Origin of the sequence: Kitasatospora sp. NPDC058218 (assembly GCF_042882445.1) — a bacterium.
GTDB lineage: Bacteria > Actinomycetota > Actinomycetes > Streptomycetales > Streptomycetaceae > Kitasatospora.
This window is the reverse complement of record NZ_JBHVWC010000015.1, coordinates 67,802-87,156: the sequence shown is the minus strand read 5'-3', so window position 1 is coordinate 87,156 and position 19,355 is coordinate 67,802. Positions and strand designations below refer to the sequence as shown.

Below are 19,355 nucleotides of genomic sequence, written 5' to 3'. Positions count from 1 at the left end.
GCCACACCGGTCGCACCGGCCCCCCGGGGCCGACGTGTGCCCGGAAACGGTGCACAGAACACTACAAACCGTGCGGAAACAGGCAGGTCGTCGCCTGTCCGCACACCGGAAGACGAACCAGCGGTGCCCGGACTTTTCGGGGCACTTTGGGCGTTTGCCCAGGAGGAGGAGCGAGAAGTGACAGACACCACGAGCGGTTCCGCACGCGGGTCGAAGTCCGACAAGGCCGCGACCAAGGGTGCCGGCAAGGCCCCCAAGGGCGGCCTGCGGATCGAGCGCATCCACACCACCCCTGGCGTCCACCCCTACGACGACGTCCGCTGGGAGCGGCGCGACGTCGTCATGACCAACTGGCGCGACGGCTCGATCAACTTCGAGCAGTACGGCGTGGAGTTCCCCGACTTCTGGTCGGTCAACGCCGTCAACATCGTCACGTCCAAGTACTTCCGCGGCGCCGTCGGCACCCCGCAGCGCGAGTGGAGCCTCAAGCAGATCATCGACCGCGTGGTGCTCACCTACCGCGCCGCCGGCGAGAAGAACGGCTACTTCACCACCCCCGGTGACGCCGAGACCTTCGAGCACGAGCTGACCTACGCCCTCCTCCACCAGGTGTTCAGCTTCAACTCGCCGGTCTGGTTCAACGTCGGCACCAAGCAGCCCCAGCAGGTCAGCGCCTGCTTCATCCTGGCCGTCGACGACTCCATGGAGTCGATCCTCGACTGGTACAAGGAAGAGGGCATGATCTTCAAGGGCGGCTCCGGCGCCGGCCTCAACCTCTCCCGGATCCGCTCCTCCAAGGAACTGCTCTCCTCCGGTGGCAACGCCTCCGGCCCGGTCTCCTTCATGCGCGGCGCCGACGCCTCCGCCGGCACCATCAAGTCCGGCGGCGCCACCCGCCGGGCGGCCAAGATGGTCGTGCTGGACGTCGACCACCCCGACGTCGAGGCCTTCATCGAGACCAAGGTGAAGGAGGAGGAGAAGATCCGGGCCCTGCGCGACGCGGGCTTCGACATGGACCTCGGCGGCGACGACATCGCCTCCGTCCAGTACCAGAACGCCAACAACTCGGTCCGCGTCAACGACGAATTCATGACCGCCGTCGAGAACGGCACCGAATTCGGCCTGCGCGCCCGGATGACCGGCGAGGTCATCGAGACCGTCGACGCGAAGAAGCTCTTCCGCAAGATGGCCGAGGCCGCCTGGGCCTGCGCCGACCCCGGCATCCAGTACGACACCACCATCAACCGCTGGCACACCTGCCCGGAGTCCGGCCGGATCAACGCCTCCAACCCCTGCTCCGAGTACATGCACCTGGACAACTCCAGCTGCAACCTCGCCTCGCTCAACCTGATGAAGTTCCTGCGCGACGACGACTCCTTCGACGCCGAGCGCTTCGCGAAGGTCGTCGAGCTGGTCATCACCGCGATGGACATCTCCATCTGCTTCGCCGACTTCCCGACCGAGAAGATCGGCGAGACCACCCGCGCCTTCCGCCAGCTGGGCATCGGCTACGCCAACCTCGGCGCGCTGCTGATGGCCACCGGCCACGCGTACGACAGCGAGGGCGGCCGCGCCCTGGCCGGCGCCATCACCTCGCTGATGACCGGCACCGCCTACCGCCGCGGCGCCGAACTCGCCGGCGTGGTCGGCCCGTACGACGGCTACGCGCGCAACGCCGCCCCGCACCGCGAGGTCATGAAGCAGCACGCGGACGCCTCGGTCGCCGCCGTCGCGGTCGACGAGCTGGACGCCCCGGTCTGGGCCGCCGCCACCGAGACCTGGCAGGACGTGCTGCGCCTCGGCGAGCAGAACGGCTTCCGCAACGCCCAGGCGTCGGTGCTCGCGCCGACCGGCACCATCGGCCTGATGATGGACTGCGACACCACCGGTGTCGAGCCCGACCTGGCGCTGGTCAAGTTCAAGAAGCTCGTCGGCGGCGGCTCCATGCAGATCGTCAACGGCACCGTGCCGCGCGCCCTCAAGCGGCTCGGCTACCAGGACGAGCGGATCGAGGCGATCGTCGCCCACATCGCCGAGCACGGCAACGTGGTGGACGCGCCCGGCCTGAAGACCGAGCACTACGAGGTCTTCGACTGCGCGATGGGCGAGCGCTCCATCTCCCCGATGGGGCACGTTCGGATGATGGCGGCGATCCAGCCGTGGATCTCCGGCGCCATCTCCAAGACGGTCAACATGCCGGAGAGCGCCACCGTCGAAGAGATCGAGGAGATCTACTTCGAGGCCTGGAAGCTCGGTGTGAAGGCACTGGCCATCTACCGCGACAACTGCAAGGTCGGCCAGCCGCTCTCGGCGAAGACCAAGACCCCCGCGGCCGTCGAGGCCAAGCCCGAGGCGGCCCCCGTCGCCGCGGTCGAGAAGGTCGTCGAGTACCGCCCGGTCCGCAAGCGTCTGCCCAAGGGTCGCCCGGGCATCACCACCTCCTTCACGGTCGGTGGCGCCGAGGGCTACATGACCGCCAACTCCTACCCGGACGACGGCCTCGGCGAGGTCTTCCTGAAGATGTCCAAGCAGGGCTCGACCCTCGCGGGCATGATGGACGCCTTCTCGATCGCCGTCTCGGTCGGCCTGCAGTACGGCGTGCCGCTGGAGACCTACGTCTCGAAGTTCACCAACATGCGCTTCGAGCCGGCCGGTCTGACCGACGACCCGGACGTGCGGATGGCGCAGTCGATCGTCGACTACATCTTCCGCCGCCTGGCGCTGGACTTCCTGCCGTTCGAGACCCGTTCCGCGCTCGGCATCCACTCCGTCGAGGAGCGCCAGCGCCACCTGGAGACGGGTTCCTACGAGCCGCTGGAGGCCGAGGAGCTGGACACCGAGACCCTGGCCCAGTCCGCGCCGGTGGCCCCGGCGGCTCCGGCCGCCCCGGCGGCCAGGCCCGCGCCGGCCGTCGAGGCCCCCCGGGCCACTCCGGCCCAGGCCCACAACTCGACGGAGCTGCTGGAGATCCAGCTCGGCCTCAACGCCGACGCGCCGCTCTGCTTCTCCTGCGGCACCAAGATGCGCCGCGCCGGCAGCTGCTACCTCTGCGAGGGCTGCGGCTCCACCAGCGGCTGCAGCTGACCGAGTTCGGCACGGGATGACGGCCGCTGACGGCTGACATCCGAGGCGGGGCGAGGACCTTCACGGGTCCTCGCCCCGCCTCTTTGCGTGGGGAGGGCCCGGTGCGGGGTGCCGTCGGGTGCGCGCCGCACCGAGGCGTGCGGGGGCTTCGAAGGGGGCATCGCCGGTGCGGTTCGCGACGCGATGGTGTCAACCAGGGTTGACAGTCGGCGGGCGTCAACCTAGGTTGACATCATGAGCGAGAACGGAGAGCTCGCGGCGGCCGCGAGCAGTCGGGACCCTGCCGTGGGGCTCCGGGCGGTCCGGGCGCTGCGCGACCTGGCCGATCGCCTGGAGGGTCTGCAGGTCGGGAACGCCCGCGAACAGGGGTGGTCCTGGCAGGACATCGCGGTCTGTCTCGGGGTGACCAGGCAGGCGGTGCACAAGAAGTACGCCCGGCGGGGTTCCGGGGGTTCCGGGAGCGAGAAGGACGGAGGCTGAGTGATGTTCGAGCGCTTCACCGACGATGCGCGGCGCGTGGTGGGCCAGGCGGGCCAGGAGGCGGCGCAGCTCAGGCACGGGCAGATCGGGACGGAGCACCTGCTGCTGGCCGTCGTGGCGATGCCGCAGGATCCGGCGGCGGCCGTCCTGGTCGAGGCGGGGCTGGATCACGCCACCGTGCAGCGGGCGGTGCGCCGCCTGCTCGGCGGGGCCGACGACGCGGAGGCGCTGGCGGCGATCGGGGTGGACCTGGACGCCGTCCGGGAGGCCGTCGAGTCGGCGTTCGGGGAGGGTGCGCTGGACGCCCCCGTGGAGGGCGCGGAGTCGAGGCGGCGGGGCTGGTTCCGCGCCGAGTCCAAGGGCGGGCGGGTGCCGTTCACGCCCCGGGCGAAGAAGGTGCTGGAGCTGTCCCTGCGCGAGTCGCTGCGGCTGAAGTCCGGCCACATCGCCGTCGGGCACCTCCTGCTCGGGGTGATCCGGGAGGGTGACGGGCTCGGCGCCAGGGTCATCGCCGATCACGGGCTGGACTTCGCCGCGCTGCGCCGGGCGGTGGATGCCACCTTGAGTTGATCGGGGTGCGGCGACTTGGTCGCCAATCGGTGCACGAGGCGTGAACGAACAGCACTGTCCGTCAACTTGCCGGTTGAGGGCGGTAGCTGAATGGATATGATCGGCCGAAAGTGTGAACCGATCAGCCGCCCGGAGACGTTTCACTACGTCGGCCGGGCGGTCGCGCGTTCGCCCGCCCCGCTGTCGGCGTCCGCCCGTCGACGCCCGCCGCTGCCGAGGACCGCATCGATGAGAGAACGCACCAGCCCCGACGGCAGGGCGCTCCGGCGCCCGGCCCCGCGTACCGCGGCCCTCACCGCGGCGGCCGTCCTGCTGGCGGGCGTCGCCGCCCCGGTCGCGGTGGGCCGGGCCCTGGCGGCGCATCAGCCACTGACCGTCGCCGCGGTCTGCGCGGTCGCGGCGCTCTTCCTGATCGCGGTCGGACTGGCGGCCACCGCCACCGAACGCTCCCGCCGGCTGGCGCGGGAACTCGCCGCGCAGCAGGACGAGACCAGGACGGCGCTCGGCCGGGCCGCCACCGCCGAGTCCGCCGAGGCGACGGCCAGGGAGCGGGCCACCGCCGCCGACACCGCCCGGGAGGCGGCCCGGACCGAGCAGGCGGGCGCCGAGGCCCAGGTCGAGGCCGCGCACACCGAGCTGGCCCGGTTGGGGGCCGAGCTGGAGGCCGCGCGGGCCGCGCTGGACCGGCTCGCCGGGTCGGTCCTGCCCGAGGTGGTGAAGAAGCTCCGGGACGGCGCGTCCGTGGACAGCGCGCTCGCGGCGCACCGTACGCACCCCCAGTACGCGCTGCTGCGGGCACTCGCCGAGGAGATCGGCCGGGGCGAACGGCTGCGGGCTGCCGCGCTCGCGGTCTGCGCGACCGCCGCCGGGCGCGTCCAGGCGCTCGCCACGAGCATGCACGCCGAGCTGCGCGAGATGCAGCACCGGCACGACGAGGAGGTCCTCGGCGACCTGCTGCGGCTGGACCACTCCACGGCGCAGGCCGGCCGGATGGCCGACAGCATCGCGGTGCTCACCGGCGCCCGCTCGGGGCGGCGATGGGCCAAGCCGATCGCGGTGGAGTCGGTGCTGCGCGGTGCGCTCGGCCGGATCGGCGCCTACCAGCGCGTCCGGCTGCACAACGCCAGCACGGCCGCCGTGGCCGGGTTCGCCGCCGAGGGCGTGATGCACGCGCTCGCCGAACTGCTGGACAACGCCACCAACTTCTCCGCTCCGCCGGCCGAGGTGCACGTCTACGTCGAGGAGGTGCCGGCCGGGCTGGCGGTCACCGTCGAGGACAGCGGCCTCGGGCTGAGCGAGAGCTGGCTGCGCCGGGCCGAGCGGGCCGTCTCCACCGAGCCCCTGGATCTCACCGCGCTCACGGCGGGGACCAGGCTCGGCCTCGCGGTGGTCGGCTCGCTGGCCCGCAAGTACGGGCTGCAGATCTCCTTCCGGCCGTCGGCGCGCGGTGGCACGGGGGTGGTGATGCTCATCCCGCAGCAGTTGGTGACGCACCCCGCCCCGGCGTCCGTGCCGGGGCCGGTCGAGGCGCCCGCCCGGGCCCGGGCGGCGGCGCCGGCACCCTCACGCCCGGCGCTCACGCCTGCCCCGGCCGCCTCCGCGCCGGCCTCTGCGCCTGCCTCCGCTCCCGCTCCCGCGCAGATCGCCGACAGCGGCCTGCCGCAGCGCCGCCGCGGGCAGACGCTCGCTACCGCCACCACTGCGGCGGCCCCCGCCGTCAAGCCCGGACGCACCGACGCGGTGAGCGCCGCCGCGCGGTTCGGCGCCTTCCGGCGCGCCGCCCAGCAGGCCGGGAGCGGCAGCGCGCCGACCGCCGGGCCCGCAGCGGCCACGGGCAGCGCACCGGCCACCGAACCCGCACCGACCACGGACACCACGCCGACCACGGACACCACGCCCGACGCCTCCCCCGTCACCGAGAAGGACTCCTGATGAGCAGCGTTATCGACCGTGACCTCGACTGGCTGTTGGAGAACCTGCTGACCGCCACCCCCGGCTCCCGGCACGCCCTGGTGCTCTCGGCCGACGGCCTCCGGATCTGCCACACCGCCGGGCTGAGCGCCGATCAGGCCGACCAGCTGGCCGCGATCGCCTCCGGGATGCAGAGCCTGGCGCACGGCGCCTCGATCGAGTTCGGCGACGGCAGCGGCGGTGTGCGGCAGTCGATGACCGAGTTCCACGGCGGCATCCTCTGCATCGTGGCCGCGGGTGAGGGCGCCCACCTCGCCGTGGTCACCGACGACGAGGCGGACGTGGGCGTGGTCGGCCACAACATGCACGGTCTGATCGAGCAGATCGGTGTCCACCTCAGTGCCCCGGCCCGCGACGACGCGGGAGTCGGGGCGGACGCGGGCGCGGTGGCACAAGAGAGCGCCCGGGTATGAGCGGGCGGCCGGTCATGCCGGGCCGTGACGACGACCCGGACCGCCTCTACACCATCACCCGCGGCCGCAGCCGTTCCCCGGAGAACGCCTTCGACCTGGTCACCCTGATCGTCGCCGAGCGGGAGCCGGCCCCGGGCATGCAGTCGGAGCACGCGCGGATCCTGCGGATGTGCGAGGCCCCGACGGCCGTCGTGGAGGTCGCCGCGGAGCTGGCGCTGCCGGTCTCGGTGGTGAAGATCCTGCTCGGCGACCTGCTGGAGTCGGGGGCGGTCACCGCCCGGCACCCCCGGTTCGCCCCCCACAAGGCCCGGCTGCCCGATCTCGACACGCTGAAGCAGGTGTTGCATGGACTCCAACAGCTCTGAGACCCCCGCAGCCCGGGCCGCTTCCCCCGCCGGCGCCGCTTTCCCCGCCGCCGGTTCCGCGGCCCCCGCGGCCCGGCGCACCCCGCTGCGCGGTACCGCCGACAACGCGCTGAAGATCGTCGTGGTCGGCGGGTTCGGCGTCGGCAAGACCACCCTGGTCGGTGCGGTCAGCGAGATCCGTCCGCTGAACACCGAGGAGACGATGACCAAGGCGGGCGAGGGCATCGACGACCCCTCGGGCGCCTGGGGCAAGCGCTCCACCACGGTCGCGTTCGACTTCGGCCGGATCACGCTCTCCGCGAGCCAGGTGCTGTACCTGTTCGGTGCGCCGGGCCAGGAACGTTTCTGGTTCCTCTGGGACCGGCTGTTCAGCGGCGCGCTCGGCGCGGTCGTCCTGGTGGACACCCGGCGGCTGGAGGAGTCCTGGTACGCCATCGACCGGCTGGAGCACCACGGCACGCCGTTCATCGTGGCCCGCAACAACTTCGGCGAGCCGAGCCACTCCCTGGAGCAGGTCCGCGCGGCGCTCGACCTGCCCGCCGAGGTGTCGCTGGTGGACTGCGACGCGCGCGACCGGGAGTCGAGCAAGCAGGTACTGATCGAGCTGGTCCGCCACCTGGCCGCCCGGGTGGAGGCCTCGGGCACGGCCGTGCCGGACGCCGGTCGCCCGCCCGCCCGACCGGACGCCGCACCGCCGGTCGCGCTGTTCGCCGCCGGTCCCACCGACCCGTCCCCGTACGAGGAGAGCACCCCGTGACCGAGCCCGCCGCCACCCCGCCGCCGGGCTGCCCGGCGCACGCCGGTGCCACCCCGCTGTACGGGCCGCGCTTCCAGACCGACCCGTCCCAGCTCTACCGCGAGCTGCGGGCCGCCCACGGCCCGGTGGCCCCGGTCGAGCTGGCCGGCGGCGTCCCGGCCTGGCTGGTGATCGGCTACCGCGAGCTGCAACTCGTGACCGGCCAGCCGCAGTTGTTCGGCCGGGACTCCACCCGCTGGAACGCCTGGGAGGGCATCCCCGAGGACTGGCCGCTGCGGCCGATGATGACGCCGGTGCCGTCGATCCTGTACGCCGAGGGCGAGGAGCACGTGCGCCGCTCCCGGGCCGTCACGGACGCGTTGGCCGCCGTCGACCCGTACGAGCTGCGCAAGCACTGCGAGGAGATCGCCGACCGGCTGATCGACGGGTTCGCCGGGCGCGGTGAGGCCGACCTGGTCGCCGAGTACGCGCACCGGATGCCGCTGCTGGTGCTCTGCCGGCTGCTCGGACTGAGCGAGGAGCAGGCGCCCGCCCTGATCGACGGGCTGCTGGCGATGCTGGACGGCGGACCGGACGCCCCGGCCGGTGCGCAGCGGCTGCTCGGCGTGATGCTCGACCTGGTCCGGGAGAAGGCCGAGCACCCGTCCGACGACCTGGCCTCGCGGATGCTGCTGCACGAGGCGGGCCTGGACCACGACGAGGTGATGCGCGACCTGCGCGTCCTGCTGATCGCCGGCCACCAGCCCTGCTCGTACTGGATGTCCAACGCGCTGCGGCTGATGCTCACCGACGAGCGGTTCGCCGCCTCCCTCTCCGGCGGCCGGCGCAGCATCAACCAGGCGTTGAACGAGGCGCTCTGGGAGGACACCCCGACGCAGATCTTCGCCGGGCGCTGGGCGGTCCGGGACACCCTGCTGGGCGGGCAGCGGATCGCCGCGGGGGACATGATCCTGCTCGGCTTCGCGGGGGCGAACGCGGACCCGTCGGTGCGCCAGCCCGACGGCAGCCCGGCGGAGGGCAACCGGGCGCACATGAGCTACTCCTACGGCGAGCACGGCTGCCCGTTCCCGGCGCAGGAGGCGGCCGAGGTGATCGCCACCACCGCGATCGAGGTGCTGCTGGACCGGCTTCCGGACCTGCGGCTGGCGGTGGCCGAGCACGCGCTGGTGTGGCGGCCGTCGGCGTGGGTGCGGGGGCTGATGGCCCTGCCGGTGTCGTTCACCCCGGGCTACGCGGTCTGAGCCCGGACCGCGCCCCCACTGCTCCGCGTTCGGGCGGAGAAGTACCAGGAAACCAAGGAGAGTCGTGCCGATGACCGCCCCGATAGCCCTCGACCCGCTGGCGCGCGACAACGCCGCCGAGGGCGCCCTGCTGCGCGCCGCCGGCCCGGCGGTGGCGGTGGAGCTGCCCGGCGGCGTCGCCGCCTGGGCGGTGACGCGGCACGCGGCCGCGCGTGACCTGCTGACCGACGCCCGGCTGGTGAAGGACGCCGCGCACTGGGCGGCCTACCAGCGCGGCGACGTGCCGAGGACGTGGCCGCTGATCGGCCTGGCCGTGCCCGGCCCCAGCATGGTGACCACCGACGGCGCCGAGCACCGCCGGCTGCGGACGCTGGTGGCGCAGGCGTTCACGCCGCGCCGGGTGGAGCTGATGCGCCCCCGGGTGGAGGAGATCACCCACGGCCTCCTGGACGCGCTGGCGGCGGGGGAGCGGGTGGTGGACCTCAAGTCGGTCTTCGCCTTTCCGCTGCCGATGACGGTGATCTGCTCGCTGCTGGGCGTCCCGGAGTCCGACCACGCCCTGCTGCGGGACCTCTACGAGCAGTTCTTCGGCATCCGGCCGGGCCCGGACGGCATCCAGGCGACCATCGCCGGGCTGAACGCCTTCGTCAACGACCTGGTGGCGAAGCGCCGTTCGGAGCCGGGTGACGACCTGGCCAGCGTGCTGCTGGCGGCGGACGCCGAGGGCGGGGCGCTGAGCGACGCGGAGGCGGCGGCCACCCTGCGGGTGATCATCGCGGCGGGTCACGAGACCACGGTCAATCTGATCGGCAACGCCGTCCGGGCGCTGCTCGCCCACCCGGACCAGCTGGAGCTGGTCCGCGCGGGCACGGTGTCCTGGGACGCGGTGGTCGAGGAGTCGCTCCGCTGGACGCCGCCGACCAGCAACTTCCTGTTCCGCTTCACCACCGAGGACGTCGAGGTCGGCGCGGTGGTGATCCCCCGGGGCGAGCCGGTGCTGATCTCGTACAACGCGATCGGCCGGGATCCCGCGCAGCACGGGGTGACCGCCGAGCTGTTCGACATCACCAGGGATCCGAGCCGGCACCTGTCCTTCGGTCACGGTCCGCACGTCTGCCCGGGGTCGCCGCTGGCCCGGCTGGAGGCGGGGGTCGCGCTGCCGGCGCTGTTCGAGCGGTTCCCGGAGCTGGCCCTGGCGGTGCCGGACGAGGAGCTGCGGCCGAGCCCCTCGCTGGTGGTGAACTCGCTGCGGGAGCTGCCGGTCCGGCTCTACTGAGACCTCACCGCGGCGCGGTCGGGCTCCGACCAGGCCCGACCGGGCCGGGCGGGTCCGGTCGGGCCCGGTGCGCCCGGGTCACAACTGGGGCACGTGCCGATGAAGGTCGAACGCGGACCTTGGCGGAGGGTGGCTGCTGCGTTAACGTCGTCAAACCGGCCGCCCGCCGCGTCCATGTCGATCTCCGGTACAGCGCAATGTCGTTCTGTCGTACGGCCGGCGCTCGCGCGCCCTGGCGAGGAGGACCGCATTGACCCCCACCCCGACCGCGCCGTCCGCGAGGTCCCGTCGCCTGGCCGCCGTGCCCGCGGTGCTGGCGGCGCTGGCGCTGACCGCGGCCTGCTCCAACAGTTCGAGCTCGGGCGGTGGTTCGGGCGGCGGGGGTGAGACCCTGGCCGGTGACTGCGCCAAGTACCAGCCCTACGCCGGGCATTCCGGCAGCACGGTGACGATCTTCGCCTCGATCCTCAGCCCGGAGTCGGACAACCTGGAGAAGTCCTGGGCCGAGTTCGCCAAGTGCACCGGCATCAAGATCAGTTACGAGGGCTCCAACGACTTCGAGTCCCAGCTGCCGGTCCGGGTGAGCGGCGGCAACGCCCCGGACTTCGCGATCATCCCGCAGCCCGGCCTGCTGGCCCAGATGGTCAAGAGCGGCAAGGTGGCCAAGCCCCCCGCGCAGACCGTCGCCAACCAGGAGAAGTGGAGCCCGGTCTGGAAGACCTACGGCTCGGTCAACGGCACCTTCTACGCGGCGCCGATGAGCGCCAACATGAAGTCGCTGGTCTGGTACTCGCCCAAGGCGTTCAAGCAGGCCGGGTACGAGGTGCCGCAGTCCTGGGCCGACCTGATGGCGCTCAGCGACCGGATCGCCAAGGCGGGTGCCGGAAAGCCCTGGTGCGGCGGGATCGCCTCCGGGACGGCCACCGGCTGGCCGGCCACCGACTGGCTGGAGGAGGTCGTGCTGGGCTCGTACGGCGGCGAGGTGTACGACCAGTGGGTGAGCCACCAGGTGAAGTTCTCCGACGAGAAGATCACCACCGCGATGCGGACCGTGGCGGACTGGATGCAGAACCCGGCCTGGGTCAACGGCGGCTACGGCGACGTGAAGTCGATCGCCACCACGACCTTCCAGGACGCGGGTGCCCCGATCCTCACCGGCAAGTGCTTCCTGCTCCAGCAGGCGTCCTTCTACAAGGCGCAGTGGCCCAAGGACACCAAGGTCGGCCCGGACGGCGACGTCTTCGCCTTCCGTCTGCCGGCCGTGAACCCGAAGGTGGCCGGCCCGGTCGAGGGCGGCGGGGAGTTCGTGACGGCGTTCGCGAGCCGGCCCGAGGTGCAGGCCGTGCAGAACTACCTGTCCAGCTCGGACTGGGCGAGCAGCCGGGTGGGGACCGCGGCCGGCTGGGTCTCCGCCAACCAGGGCGTGGACAAGGCCCTGTACACCGATCCGATCGACCGGCTCTCCGCCGACGCGCTCACCGACCCGGCGGCCACCTTCCGCTTCGACGGCTCGGACCTGATGCCGGCCGCGGTCGGCGCCGGGCAGGAGTGGAAGTCGCTGACCGCCTGGTTCGCCGAGGGCCAGTCCGTCCAGAAGACCGCCGCCGACATCGACGCGGCCTGGCCGCAGTAGCGGTTCCGACCGCCAGGACCACCTGTCGAGGGGGGGGGGGGGGGCCCCCCCCCCCCCCCCCCCCCCCCCCCCCCGCCCCCCGGGGGGGGGGGGGGGGGGCCCCCCCCCCCCCCCCCCCCGCCCCTCCTCTCTGCCGCGCGGCAGGGAAAGGACGCGCAGCCATGTCCCTCACCGCCACCGCGCTCGCCGACGGCGCCTGGGGCGACGCCGCAGTCAAGTTCGGCAACAGCTTCGGCGCCGTCGCCGGGTTCCTGGGCATCCTGCTGCTGGTCTTCCTGGTCGCCGGCCGGGCCTCCGGCCGGATCGCCCGTCCGCTGGCCGTCGGGGTCTTCCTCGGCCCGGCGGTGCTGCTGCTGCTCGTCGGCCTGGTCGCCCCGCTGATCCGGACCGTCTACCTGAGCCTCTACGACGACGACAGCAGCCGTTTCGTCGGCGGCGAGAACTTCGGCTGGGCGTTCACCACCGATTCGGTGCAGAAGGTCCTGGTCACCACCCTGCTCTGGCTGGTGGTGGCGCCGCTCGCCGCCACCGGCCTGGGGCTGGTGCTGGCGCTGCTGGTGGACCGGATGCGCGGCCAGGCGGTGTACAAGTCGCTGATCTTCATGCCGATGGCCATCTCGCTGGTCGGCGCCTCGATCATCTTCAAGTTCGTCTACGAGTCGCGCGACGCCGCCCAGTCGCAGATCGGCCTGCTCAGCCAGCTCGCCATCACGCTGGGCTGGGAGCACCCGCCGAACTGGATGCTCTCCCAGCCGCTCAACACCTTCCTGTTGATGGCGGTGATGGTCTGGGTGCAGACCGGTTTCGCGATGGTCGTCCTCTCGGCCGCGATCAAGGCGATCCCGGACGAGGTCACCGAGGCCGCCCGCCTGGACGGCGCGGGCGGGGTGCGGCTGTTCTGGTACGTCACGGTGCCGATGATCCGCACCACGGTGGTGGTCGTGCTCACCACGGTCATGATCACCACGCTCAAGGCCTTCGACATCGTCCGCACCATGACCGGCGGGAACTTCGGCACCCAGGTGCTGGCCAACGAGATGTACTCGCAGTCCTTCGTGCAGTTCAACACCGGGCGGGGCAGCGCGCTCGCGGTGATCCTCTTCCTCGCGGTGCTGCCGCTGGTGGCCTACAACATCGTCCAGCTGCGGAAGGAGCGGGGAGTCCGATGAGCGAGCACCGTCCGACGTCCGGCCGGCGTCCGGCCGCCTCCGACCGGCGTGCGATCCCCGCCCCCCGGCGTCCGTCGAGCGGGCGCCGGGCGCCGGGTGGGCGCCGGCCGCTGGGCGAGCGCCGCGGTCCGGTCCGGCAGGCCTTCACCAACCCGCTCGCCTCGGTCTTCGTGATCGCGGTGACCGTGCTGTGGACCGTCCCCACCCTCGGCCTGCTCGCCACCTCGCTGCGCCCCAAGCAGGACGTCACCGCCGACGGCTGGTGGAACGTCTTCCTCCACCCGGACCTCGGCCTCTCCAACTACCACACCGTGCTGTTCGAGGGCGGCTCCGGCGTTTCCACCGGCCTGATGCCCTTCCTGGTCAACTCGCTGGCGATCAGCGTCCCGGCGACGCTCTTCCCGCTGGTGCTGGCGGCGATGGCCGCGTACGGCCTCGCCTGGGTGCGGTTCCGGGGCAGTGACACGGTGTTCTTCGTGGTGTTCGCGCTCCAGGTGGTGCCGATCCAGATGGCGCTGATCCCGCTGCTGCGGCTGTTCTCGGGCGGCGCGCACCTGGGCTCGATGACGGTGGTCCCGGCGGTGGACTTCAAGGGCACCTACGCGCCGGTCTGGCTGGCGCACACCATGTTCGCGCTGCCGCTGGCGATCTTCCTGCTGCACAACTTCATCGCCCAGCTGCCGCGGGACCTGATGGAGGCGGCGGTGGTGGACGGCGCCTCGCACTTCAAGATCTTCCGCTCGATCGTGCTCCCGCTCTGCACGCCGGCGCTGGCCTCGTTCGCCATCTTCCAGTTCCTCTGGGTCTGGAACGACCTGCTGGTCGCGCTGACCTTCGCCGGCGGCACCCCCGAGGTGGCGCCGATGACCGTTCGGCTGGCGCAGCTCTCCGGCTCCTTCGGCGGGCGCTGGGAACTGCTCACCGCCGGGGCGTTCCTGTCGATCGTCGTCCCCCTGGCGGTCTTCTTCGCGCTCCAGCGGTACTTCGTCCGCGGTCTGCTGGCCGGTTCGGTCAAGGGATAGTCCCGATCGACACGGGATGTGACGGTTTCGTGGACACGGTCGGCGCCGAACCGGTACACCGATAGGGGCAGTTGGCCGAAGCGCATTGGGGGCGGTCATGGCAGGTGCAGGCATGCGTGCGGGCGTCGGACGGCGCGGCAGGGTCGGGGGCCTGCTGGCGGCCCTCATCACGGCGGTGGCGGTGGTCGCCGGTCCGGCGGCCGCTCCGGCGCCGGCCGCCACGGCGACGCTGGGCAGTACGGCGGTCGGTCCGTCCACCGATTCGGGAGACTCGAACTACCTGAACGCGTCCCGGTACGTCACCGGCGCGGCCGGCGGCACGGTCGGCAGCATCAGCGTCTACGTGGCCGCGGTGGACGCGGCGCCGAACGACCGGTTCCAGGCGGCGATCTACCGCGACAACGGGGGCAGCCCGGGCACCCTGCTGGCGAGCAGCGCCGCGGCGACGCTCACCGCCGACAGCTGGAACACGGTGCCGCTGACGGCGACCCTCGCCGCCAACACCGCGTACTGGCTGGCCTACAACAGCAACGGCGGCAGTGCGGCGGTCAACAACCTGCGCTACAGCCCCGGTGGTACCAGCGTGTACGGCAACGGCGGTCATGCGTACGGCAGTTGGCCCGCCGACTTCGGCGCGGTCACGTCCAGCGGTCTCAGCTTCTCGATCTACGCGACCTACACCACGGAGCAGGCCCCGCCACCGCCGCCGCCGGGTGCCGGCCCCGGCGGTGAGGGCCCGATCCTGCTGGTCACCAGCCAGGCCAATCCGTACACCCGCTACCTGGCCGAGATCCTCAAGGCCGAGGGCCTCAACCTCTACCGCACGGTCGACATCTCGGCGGTGACCAGCTCGCTGCTGGCCTCCTCCGACGTGGTGCTGCTGGGCGAGACGCCACTCACCGCGGCGCAGGCGGCCCTGTTCACCACCTGGACCGACGGCGGCGGCCGACTGGTCGCGATGCGCCCCGACAAGCAGCTCGCGCCGCTGTTCGGCCTCACCCCGGCCACCGGCACCCGCGCGGACGCCTACCTCAAGGTGGACACCTCCGCCGCCCCCGGTGCCGGGATCACCGGCGACACCATGGGTTACCACGGCGCCGCAGACCTCTACACGCTCAGCGGCGCCACCGCCGTCGCCGCCCTGTACAGCGACGCCGCCACCGCGACCGCCAACCCGGCCGTCACGCTGCGGACGGCCGGCAGCGGGCGGGCCGCCGCCTTCAGCTACGACCTGGCCAGGTCGGTGGTGCAGACCCGCCAGGGCAACGCCGCCTGGGCCGGACAGCAGCGGGACGGCACGGACGGCTACGAGGCCTCCGAGATGTTCTTCGGTTCCGGCAGCCAACCGGACTGGAACGACCTGGACAAGGCGCTGATCCCGATCGCCGACGAGCAGCAGCGGCTGCTGGCCAACCTGATCACCCTGATCGACTCCGCCCGCAAGCCGCTGCCGCGCTTCTGGTACTTCCCTCGCGACGTCAAGGCCGTGGTGGTGATGACCGGCGACGACCACGGCGTCGGCGGTACGGCCGGCCGCTGGGACGGCTACATCGCGCAGAGCCCGCCCGGTTGCAGCGTCGCCGACTGGGAGTGCGTGCGCGGCTCCTCGTACATCTACACCGACGACCCGCTGACCCCGGCGCAGGCGCAGGCCTACACCGACCAGGGCTTCGAGGTGGGCGTCCACGTCACCACCAACTGCCGCCCGTGGGGCACCACCTCCGCCCTGCAGGGCTACTACGCCGACCAGTTGTCCACCTGGCGGGCGAAGTACCCGTCACTGCCCGGCCCTTCCAGCAGCCGTACGCACTGCGTGGAGTGGGACGACTGGGCGACCCAGGCGAAGACCAAGCTGTCCAACGGCATCCGGCTGGACACCGACTACTACTTCTACCCCTCCAACTTCACCAAGGACCGCCCCGGTTACTTCAACGGCACCGCCCAGATCATGCGCTTCGCCGACACCGACGGCAGTGTCATCGACGAGTACCAGGCGACCACCCAGCTGACCGACGAGTCCGGCCAGTCCTACCCCGGCACCATCGGCACGCTGCTCGACGCCGCCTACGGAGGCAAGGGCTACTACGCGGCGCTGACCGCCAACATCCACACCGACTTCGCCGCCTCGGCCGCCTCGGACGCGATCGTCGCCGCCGCGAAGGCGCGCGGCGTCCCGGTGGTCTCCGGCCGGCAGATGCTCACCTGGCTGGACGGGCGCAACGGCTCGGCCTTCGCCAAGCTCGCCTGGAGCGGCGGCGCGCTGACCTTCGACATCACCGGCGGGGCCAACGGGCTGCGCGCGATGCTGCCGGTCTCCGCCGCCTCCGGCACGCTGACCGGCATCACCTCGGGCGGCCGGACCGTCCCGTACCGGATCGAGACGGTCAAGGGCGTGGCGTACGCGTTCTTCGACGGCGCGGCGGGCTCCTACACCGCCTCGTACGGGCACGACACCACCCCGCCGGCCGTGACCGGGAGCAGTCCGGCCGGCGGTGCCACCGGGGTGGCGCCGGGTACGGCGGTGCGCTTCTCGTTCGGCGAGCCGCTGGACCAGGCCAGCGTGACCGCCTCCGCCGTGACCCTGCGCACCGCCGCCGGCGCCGCCGTGGCGGGCTCGGTGGCGTACGACGGCGCTGCCAACGGCGTGGTCTTCACGCCGAGCGCCCCCCTGGCGCTGACCACCGGTTACACCGCGAGCGTCCAGGGGGTGCGGGACACCTCCGGCAACGCGCTGGCGAGCCCGTACGCGATCTCCTTCACCACCGGGGGAGCGGCGCCCAGGACGCTCGGCAACACGGTGGTGGGTTCGCTGATCGACGACACCGACTCGAACCACCTCAACGGCAGCCGGATCACGACCGGGTCGTCGCCGGTGCCGCTCACCGCGCTGAGCGTGCACGTCGGCCCGGTCAGCGCGGCGCCGAACAACCAGTACCAGCTGGCCGTCTACACCGACGCGGGCGGCTCACCGGGCACGCTGGTCGCGGCGACCGGCAGCGGCACGCTGACCGCCAACGCCTGGAACACGTTGCCGGTCGACCTCATGCTGAGCGCCGGCACCGCGTACTGGCTGGTCTACAACAGCAACGGCACCGGCGCCTCGGTGAACAACATGAACTACTCGACCGGCCCGAGCGGCTCGGGCGCCTACAGCAATGCGGTGGTGCCGTTCGGCACCTGGCCTGCGGCCTTCGGGCCGGCGGTGAAGGACTCGCTGCTGTACTCGCTCTACGGCTCCTACTGACGCTCCGGCCCGCCGAGGGTCGGCCTGCTGGGGTCCCGGCCCGCCACGTCGTGTGGCGGGCCGACCTTTGGGTGCCTCTGTCACAGCCCTGCGACAGAGGCACCCAGGTCTTTTTTGAACTTGTTCAGAATGGTCTACAGTCGGCGTCAGTCGCGGCGCCCCGGCGCCTGTCGGCGGACTGCCCCAAGGGCTGCTTCCGCATGCCCGCAGACCATTCGAGGGGGAACCCATGTCCGGCCACTCCACACCCGCCCCGGCCGGCGGACCGTCCGGTTCGGACCCGTACCGCGCTCCCGGTGACCAGGGGCAGCAGCCCGGACCGGTCGCTCCCGGTCAGCCCCGGCCGGGAGCGGCCCACGACCCGAACCCCTACCGCGCGCCGGCCCGGCCGGGCCCGCAGCCCTTCTCGTGGCTGCGCCCCAGCGACCCGGGGCCCAAGGCCCCGGCCACGCCCCGGGGGCTCGCGGGCGCACTGCTGACCGGCCTGCTGGTCTCCTGGCTGCTGAACCGCGGACTCGGCGTCAACCTGCTGATCTGCGGCGGGGCCGCCGCTGTCGGCGCCGGCCTGGCCGCCCGCTCGGCCGGTCGCCGGGTGCGCGGCTGGACGGTGCTCTGGAGCGTGCTCGCGCTCGCCCTGCTCGCCGTCCCGGCACTCTCCGACGCCGGCTGGCCGACGATGCTCTCGACGCTCTGCGCGCTGGGCCTGGCCTCGCTCGCGCTGCACGGCGGCCGCCGTTGGGCGGGGGTGCTGCTCGCCCTGCCGGGGATCCTCTGGCAGTTGGTGCCCGGCGTGCGCTGGGCCGGCGCCGGTCTGCGCGTCCTCAGCCCGCCCGGCCGGGGCCGGGTGGCTCCGGTCCTCAAGGCGGTCGTGGTGGCGGGGGTGCTGCTGGCTGTCTTCGGCTCGCTGTTCGCCAGTGCCGACGCCGCCATGGCCGACGTCCTGGAGGGGCTCATCCCCAGCCTGGACCTCGGTGAGTTCCCGTTGCGCGCCGTGCTGTTCGTCCTCGGAACGGTCGTCGCGCTGGGCTTCGCCCACATCGCGGCGGGCCCGCGCCGCTGGGACCGTACGGTGATCCGGCCGGGCCGCGAGCGCGGCCGGCTGGAGTGGGCGCTGCCGCTGGTCGCGCTCAACCTGATGTTCGGCGCCTTCGCGGTGGTCCAGGCCGTGGTGGTGCTCGGCGGCCGGGACTCCATCATGCGCAACACCGGGATGAGCCGTTCCGAGTACGCCCGGCAGGGCTTCTGGCAGCTGACGGCCGTCACCGTGCTGACCCTGGTCGTGGTCGGCCTGGCCAAGCGCTGGGCGCCGCGCGGCACCGAGGGCGACCGCAGGCTGGCCCGCATCCTGCTCGGCGTGCTCTGCCTGCTCACCCTCGTGGTGGTCGCGTCGGCCCTCGGCCGGATGTGGTTCTACGTCGACGCCTCCGGACTGACCAGGCTCCGGCTCTGGGTGCTGGTGGTCGAGGTCTGGCTGGGCGTCGTCTTCCTGCTGGTGATCACGGCCGGGCTGGTCCGCTCGGCGGGGTGGCTGCCGCGTGCCGTGGTGCTCAGCGGCATGCTGACGGCCGCGGTGTACGGGCTGATGGGGCCGGACGCGATCATCGCCGAGCAGAACGTGGCCCGCTATGAGCGGACCCACCAGATCGACCTGCGCAACGTCCGGGACCTCTCGCTCGACGCCGTCCCGGCCCTGGACCGTCTGCCGGAGGACTACCGGACCTGCGCGCTGGAGCTGATGCGGATCGATGCCGCCGGTGAGCCCGAGCCCTGGTACGCGGCCAGCCTCGCCTCCTCCCGGGCACGGCGCATCTTCGCCGAGCGTCCGCTGGTGGGCGAGGTTTCGGGGGAGGGCAACGCCTGTGACCGGGCGGGGCTCCGGGAGGGCGGCGCGGAGCGGCCCTGAGCCGGTCGGCCCCGGCCCGGTCGGCCGGGCCGCGCGCCGATCCGCTGTGATCTGCTGTGATGCGCCGTGATCCGCCGTGAAGTGCCCCGAGGTGCCCGGACGGGTGAGGGCCGGCCGGGAGCTTGCTGCGGGGGTCCCGCGCCGCCCGCCAAGCCGGGGCGCGGGGGCGGGGGGGGGGGGGGCGGCCGCCCGCCGCCCGCCCCCCCCCCCCGCCCCCCCGCAGCACA

14 protein-coding genes are annotated in these 19,355 nt (G+C 72.7%); all 14 read left to right on the top strand.

Annotation, left to right across the window (positions count from 1 at the left end):
- The first annotated feature begins 177 nt into the window (after positions 1-177).
- A complete protein-coding gene (locus tag ACFVYI_RS12020; RefSeq protein ID WP_387883828.1) occupies positions 178-3,084 on the top strand; it encodes a vitamin B12-dependent ribonucleotide reductase in 2,907 nt (968 codons plus the stop codon).
- Between the two features lie 234 nt (positions 3,085-3,318).
- Positions 3,319-3,564, top strand: coding sequence for an RNA polymerase subunit sigma-70 (locus tag ACFVYI_RS12015; protein WP_387883826.1), 246 nt, complete (start codon positions 3,319-3,321; stop codon positions 3,562-3,564).
- Between the two features lie 3 nt (positions 3,565-3,567).
- Positions 3,568-4,134, top strand: a complete 567-nt coding sequence (locus ACFVYI_RS12010) for a Clp protease N-terminal domain-containing protein (RefSeq protein ID WP_387883824.1) — start codon at positions 3,568-3,570, stop codon at positions 4,132-4,134.
- A gap of 228 nt (positions 4,135-4,362) precedes the next feature.
- Entirely contained in the window at positions 4,363-6,066 is a 1,704-nt protein-coding gene (locus ACFVYI_RS12005; RefSeq protein WP_387883822.1) for a sensor histidine kinase, read from the top strand.
- The gene (locus ACFVYI_RS12000; RefSeq protein WP_387883820.1) at positions 6,066-6,518 is read left to right on the top strand and encodes a roadblock/LC7 domain-containing protein; all 453 of its coding nucleotides are present in this window, start codon (positions 6,066-6,068) and stop codon (positions 6,516-6,518) included. Before ACFVYI_RS12005 ends, ACFVYI_RS12000 begins: the two co-directional genes overlap by 1 nt.
- Positions 6,515-6,883: a DUF742 domain-containing protein gene (locus tag ACFVYI_RS11995; RefSeq protein WP_387883817.1), complete on the top strand. Its 369-nt coding sequence runs from the start codon at positions 6,515-6,517 to the stop codon at positions 6,881-6,883. Before ACFVYI_RS12000 ends, ACFVYI_RS11995 begins: the two co-directional genes overlap by 4 nt.
- The gene (locus tag ACFVYI_RS11990) at positions 6,864-7,640 is read left to right on the top strand and encodes an ATP/GTP-binding protein (RefSeq protein ID WP_387883815.1); all 777 of its coding nucleotides are present in this window, start codon (positions 6,864-6,866) and stop codon (positions 7,638-7,640) included. The genes ACFVYI_RS11995 and ACFVYI_RS11990 overlap by 20 nt, the downstream gene beginning before the upstream one ends.
- Positions 7,637-8,881: a cytochrome P450 gene (locus ACFVYI_RS11985; protein ID WP_387883812.1), complete on the top strand. Its 1,245-nt coding sequence runs from the start codon at positions 7,637-7,639 to the stop codon at positions 8,879-8,881. Before ACFVYI_RS11990 ends, ACFVYI_RS11985 begins: the two co-directional genes overlap by 4 nt.
- Before the next feature lie 70 nt (positions 8,882-8,951).
- Positions 8,952-10,157, top strand: coding sequence for a cytochrome P450 (locus tag ACFVYI_RS11980; protein WP_387883809.1), 1,206 nt, complete (start codon positions 8,952-8,954; stop codon positions 10,155-10,157).
- Between the two features lie 250 nt (positions 10,158-10,407).
- The gene (locus ACFVYI_RS11975; RefSeq protein ID WP_387883807.1) at positions 10,408-11,790 is read left to right on the top strand and encodes an ABC transporter substrate-binding protein; all 1,383 of its coding nucleotides are present in this window, start codon (positions 10,408-10,410) and stop codon (positions 11,788-11,790) included.
- A 161-nt stretch (positions 11,791-11,951) separates the two neighbouring features.
- Positions 11,952-12,959 (top strand): carbohydrate ABC transporter permease, encoded by a 1,008-nt coding sequence (locus ACFVYI_RS11970; RefSeq protein ID WP_387883805.1) that lies wholly within the window; start codon positions 11,952-11,954, stop codon positions 12,957-12,959.
- Positions 12,956-13,981, top strand: coding sequence for a carbohydrate ABC transporter permease (locus ACFVYI_RS11965; protein WP_387883802.1), 1,026 nt, complete (start codon positions 12,956-12,958; stop codon positions 13,979-13,981). The genes ACFVYI_RS11970 and ACFVYI_RS11965 overlap by 4 nt, the downstream gene beginning before the upstream one ends.
- Before the next feature lie 112 nt (positions 13,982-14,093).
- Complete coding sequence (locus ACFVYI_RS11960; RefSeq protein ID WP_387883801.1) at positions 14,094-17,225, top strand: Ig-like domain-containing protein; 3,132 nt, start codon at positions 14,094-14,096, stop codon at positions 17,223-17,225.
- Between the two features lie 229 nt (positions 17,226-17,454).
- On the top strand, positions 17,455-19,128 hold the full coding sequence (locus ACFVYI_RS11955; RefSeq protein ID WP_387883798.1) for a DUF4153 domain-containing protein: 1,674 nt from the start codon (positions 17,455-17,457) through the stop codon (positions 19,126-19,128).
- The last annotated feature ends 227 nt before the right edge of the window (positions 19,129-19,355 follow it).

What these genes read in the sequence shown, in the direction of transcription:
- ACFVYI_RS12015 (WP_387883826.1), top strand. Translation starts at nt 3,319, where the DNA reads ATGAGCGAGAACGGAGAGCTCGCGGCGGCCGCGAGCAGTCGGGACCCT.
- ACFVYI_RS12010 (WP_387883824.1), top strand. Translation starts at nt 3,568, where the DNA reads ATGTTCGAGCGCTTCACCGACGATGCGCGGCGCGTGGTGGGCCAGGCG.
- ACFVYI_RS12005 (WP_387883822.1), top strand. Translation starts at nt 4,363, where the DNA reads ATGAGAGAACGCACCAGCCCCGACGGCAGGGCGCTCCGGCGCCCGGCC.
- ACFVYI_RS12000 (WP_387883820.1), top strand. Translation starts at nt 6,066, where the DNA reads ATGAGCAGCGTTATCGACCGTGACCTCGACTGGCTGTTGGAGAACCTG.
- ACFVYI_RS11995 (WP_387883817.1), top strand. Translation starts at nt 6,515, where the DNA reads ATGAGCGGGCGGCCGGTCATGCCGGGCCGTGACGACGACCCGGACCGC.
- ACFVYI_RS11990 (WP_387883815.1), top strand. Translation starts at nt 6,864, where the DNA reads ATGGACTCCAACAGCTCTGAGACCCCCGCAGCCCGGGCCGCTTCCCCC.
- ACFVYI_RS11980 (WP_387883809.1), top strand. Translation starts at nt 8,952, where the DNA reads ATGACCGCCCCGATAGCCCTCGACCCGCTGGCGCGCGACAACGCCGCC.
- ACFVYI_RS11970 (WP_387883805.1), top strand. Translation starts at nt 11,952, where the DNA reads ATGTCCCTCACCGCCACCGCGCTCGCCGACGGCGCCTGGGGCGACGCC.
- ACFVYI_RS11965 (WP_387883802.1), top strand. Translation starts at nt 12,956, where the DNA reads ATGAGCGAGCACCGTCCGACGTCCGGCCGGCGTCCGGCCGCCTCCGAC.
- ACFVYI_RS11960 (WP_387883801.1), top strand. Translation starts at nt 14,094, where the DNA reads ATGCGTGCGGGCGTCGGACGGCGCGGCAGGGTCGGGGGCCTGCTGGCG.
- ACFVYI_RS11955 (WP_387883798.1), top strand. Translation starts at nt 17,455, where the DNA reads ATGTCCGGCCACTCCACACCCGCCCCGGCCGGCGGACCGTCCGGTTCG.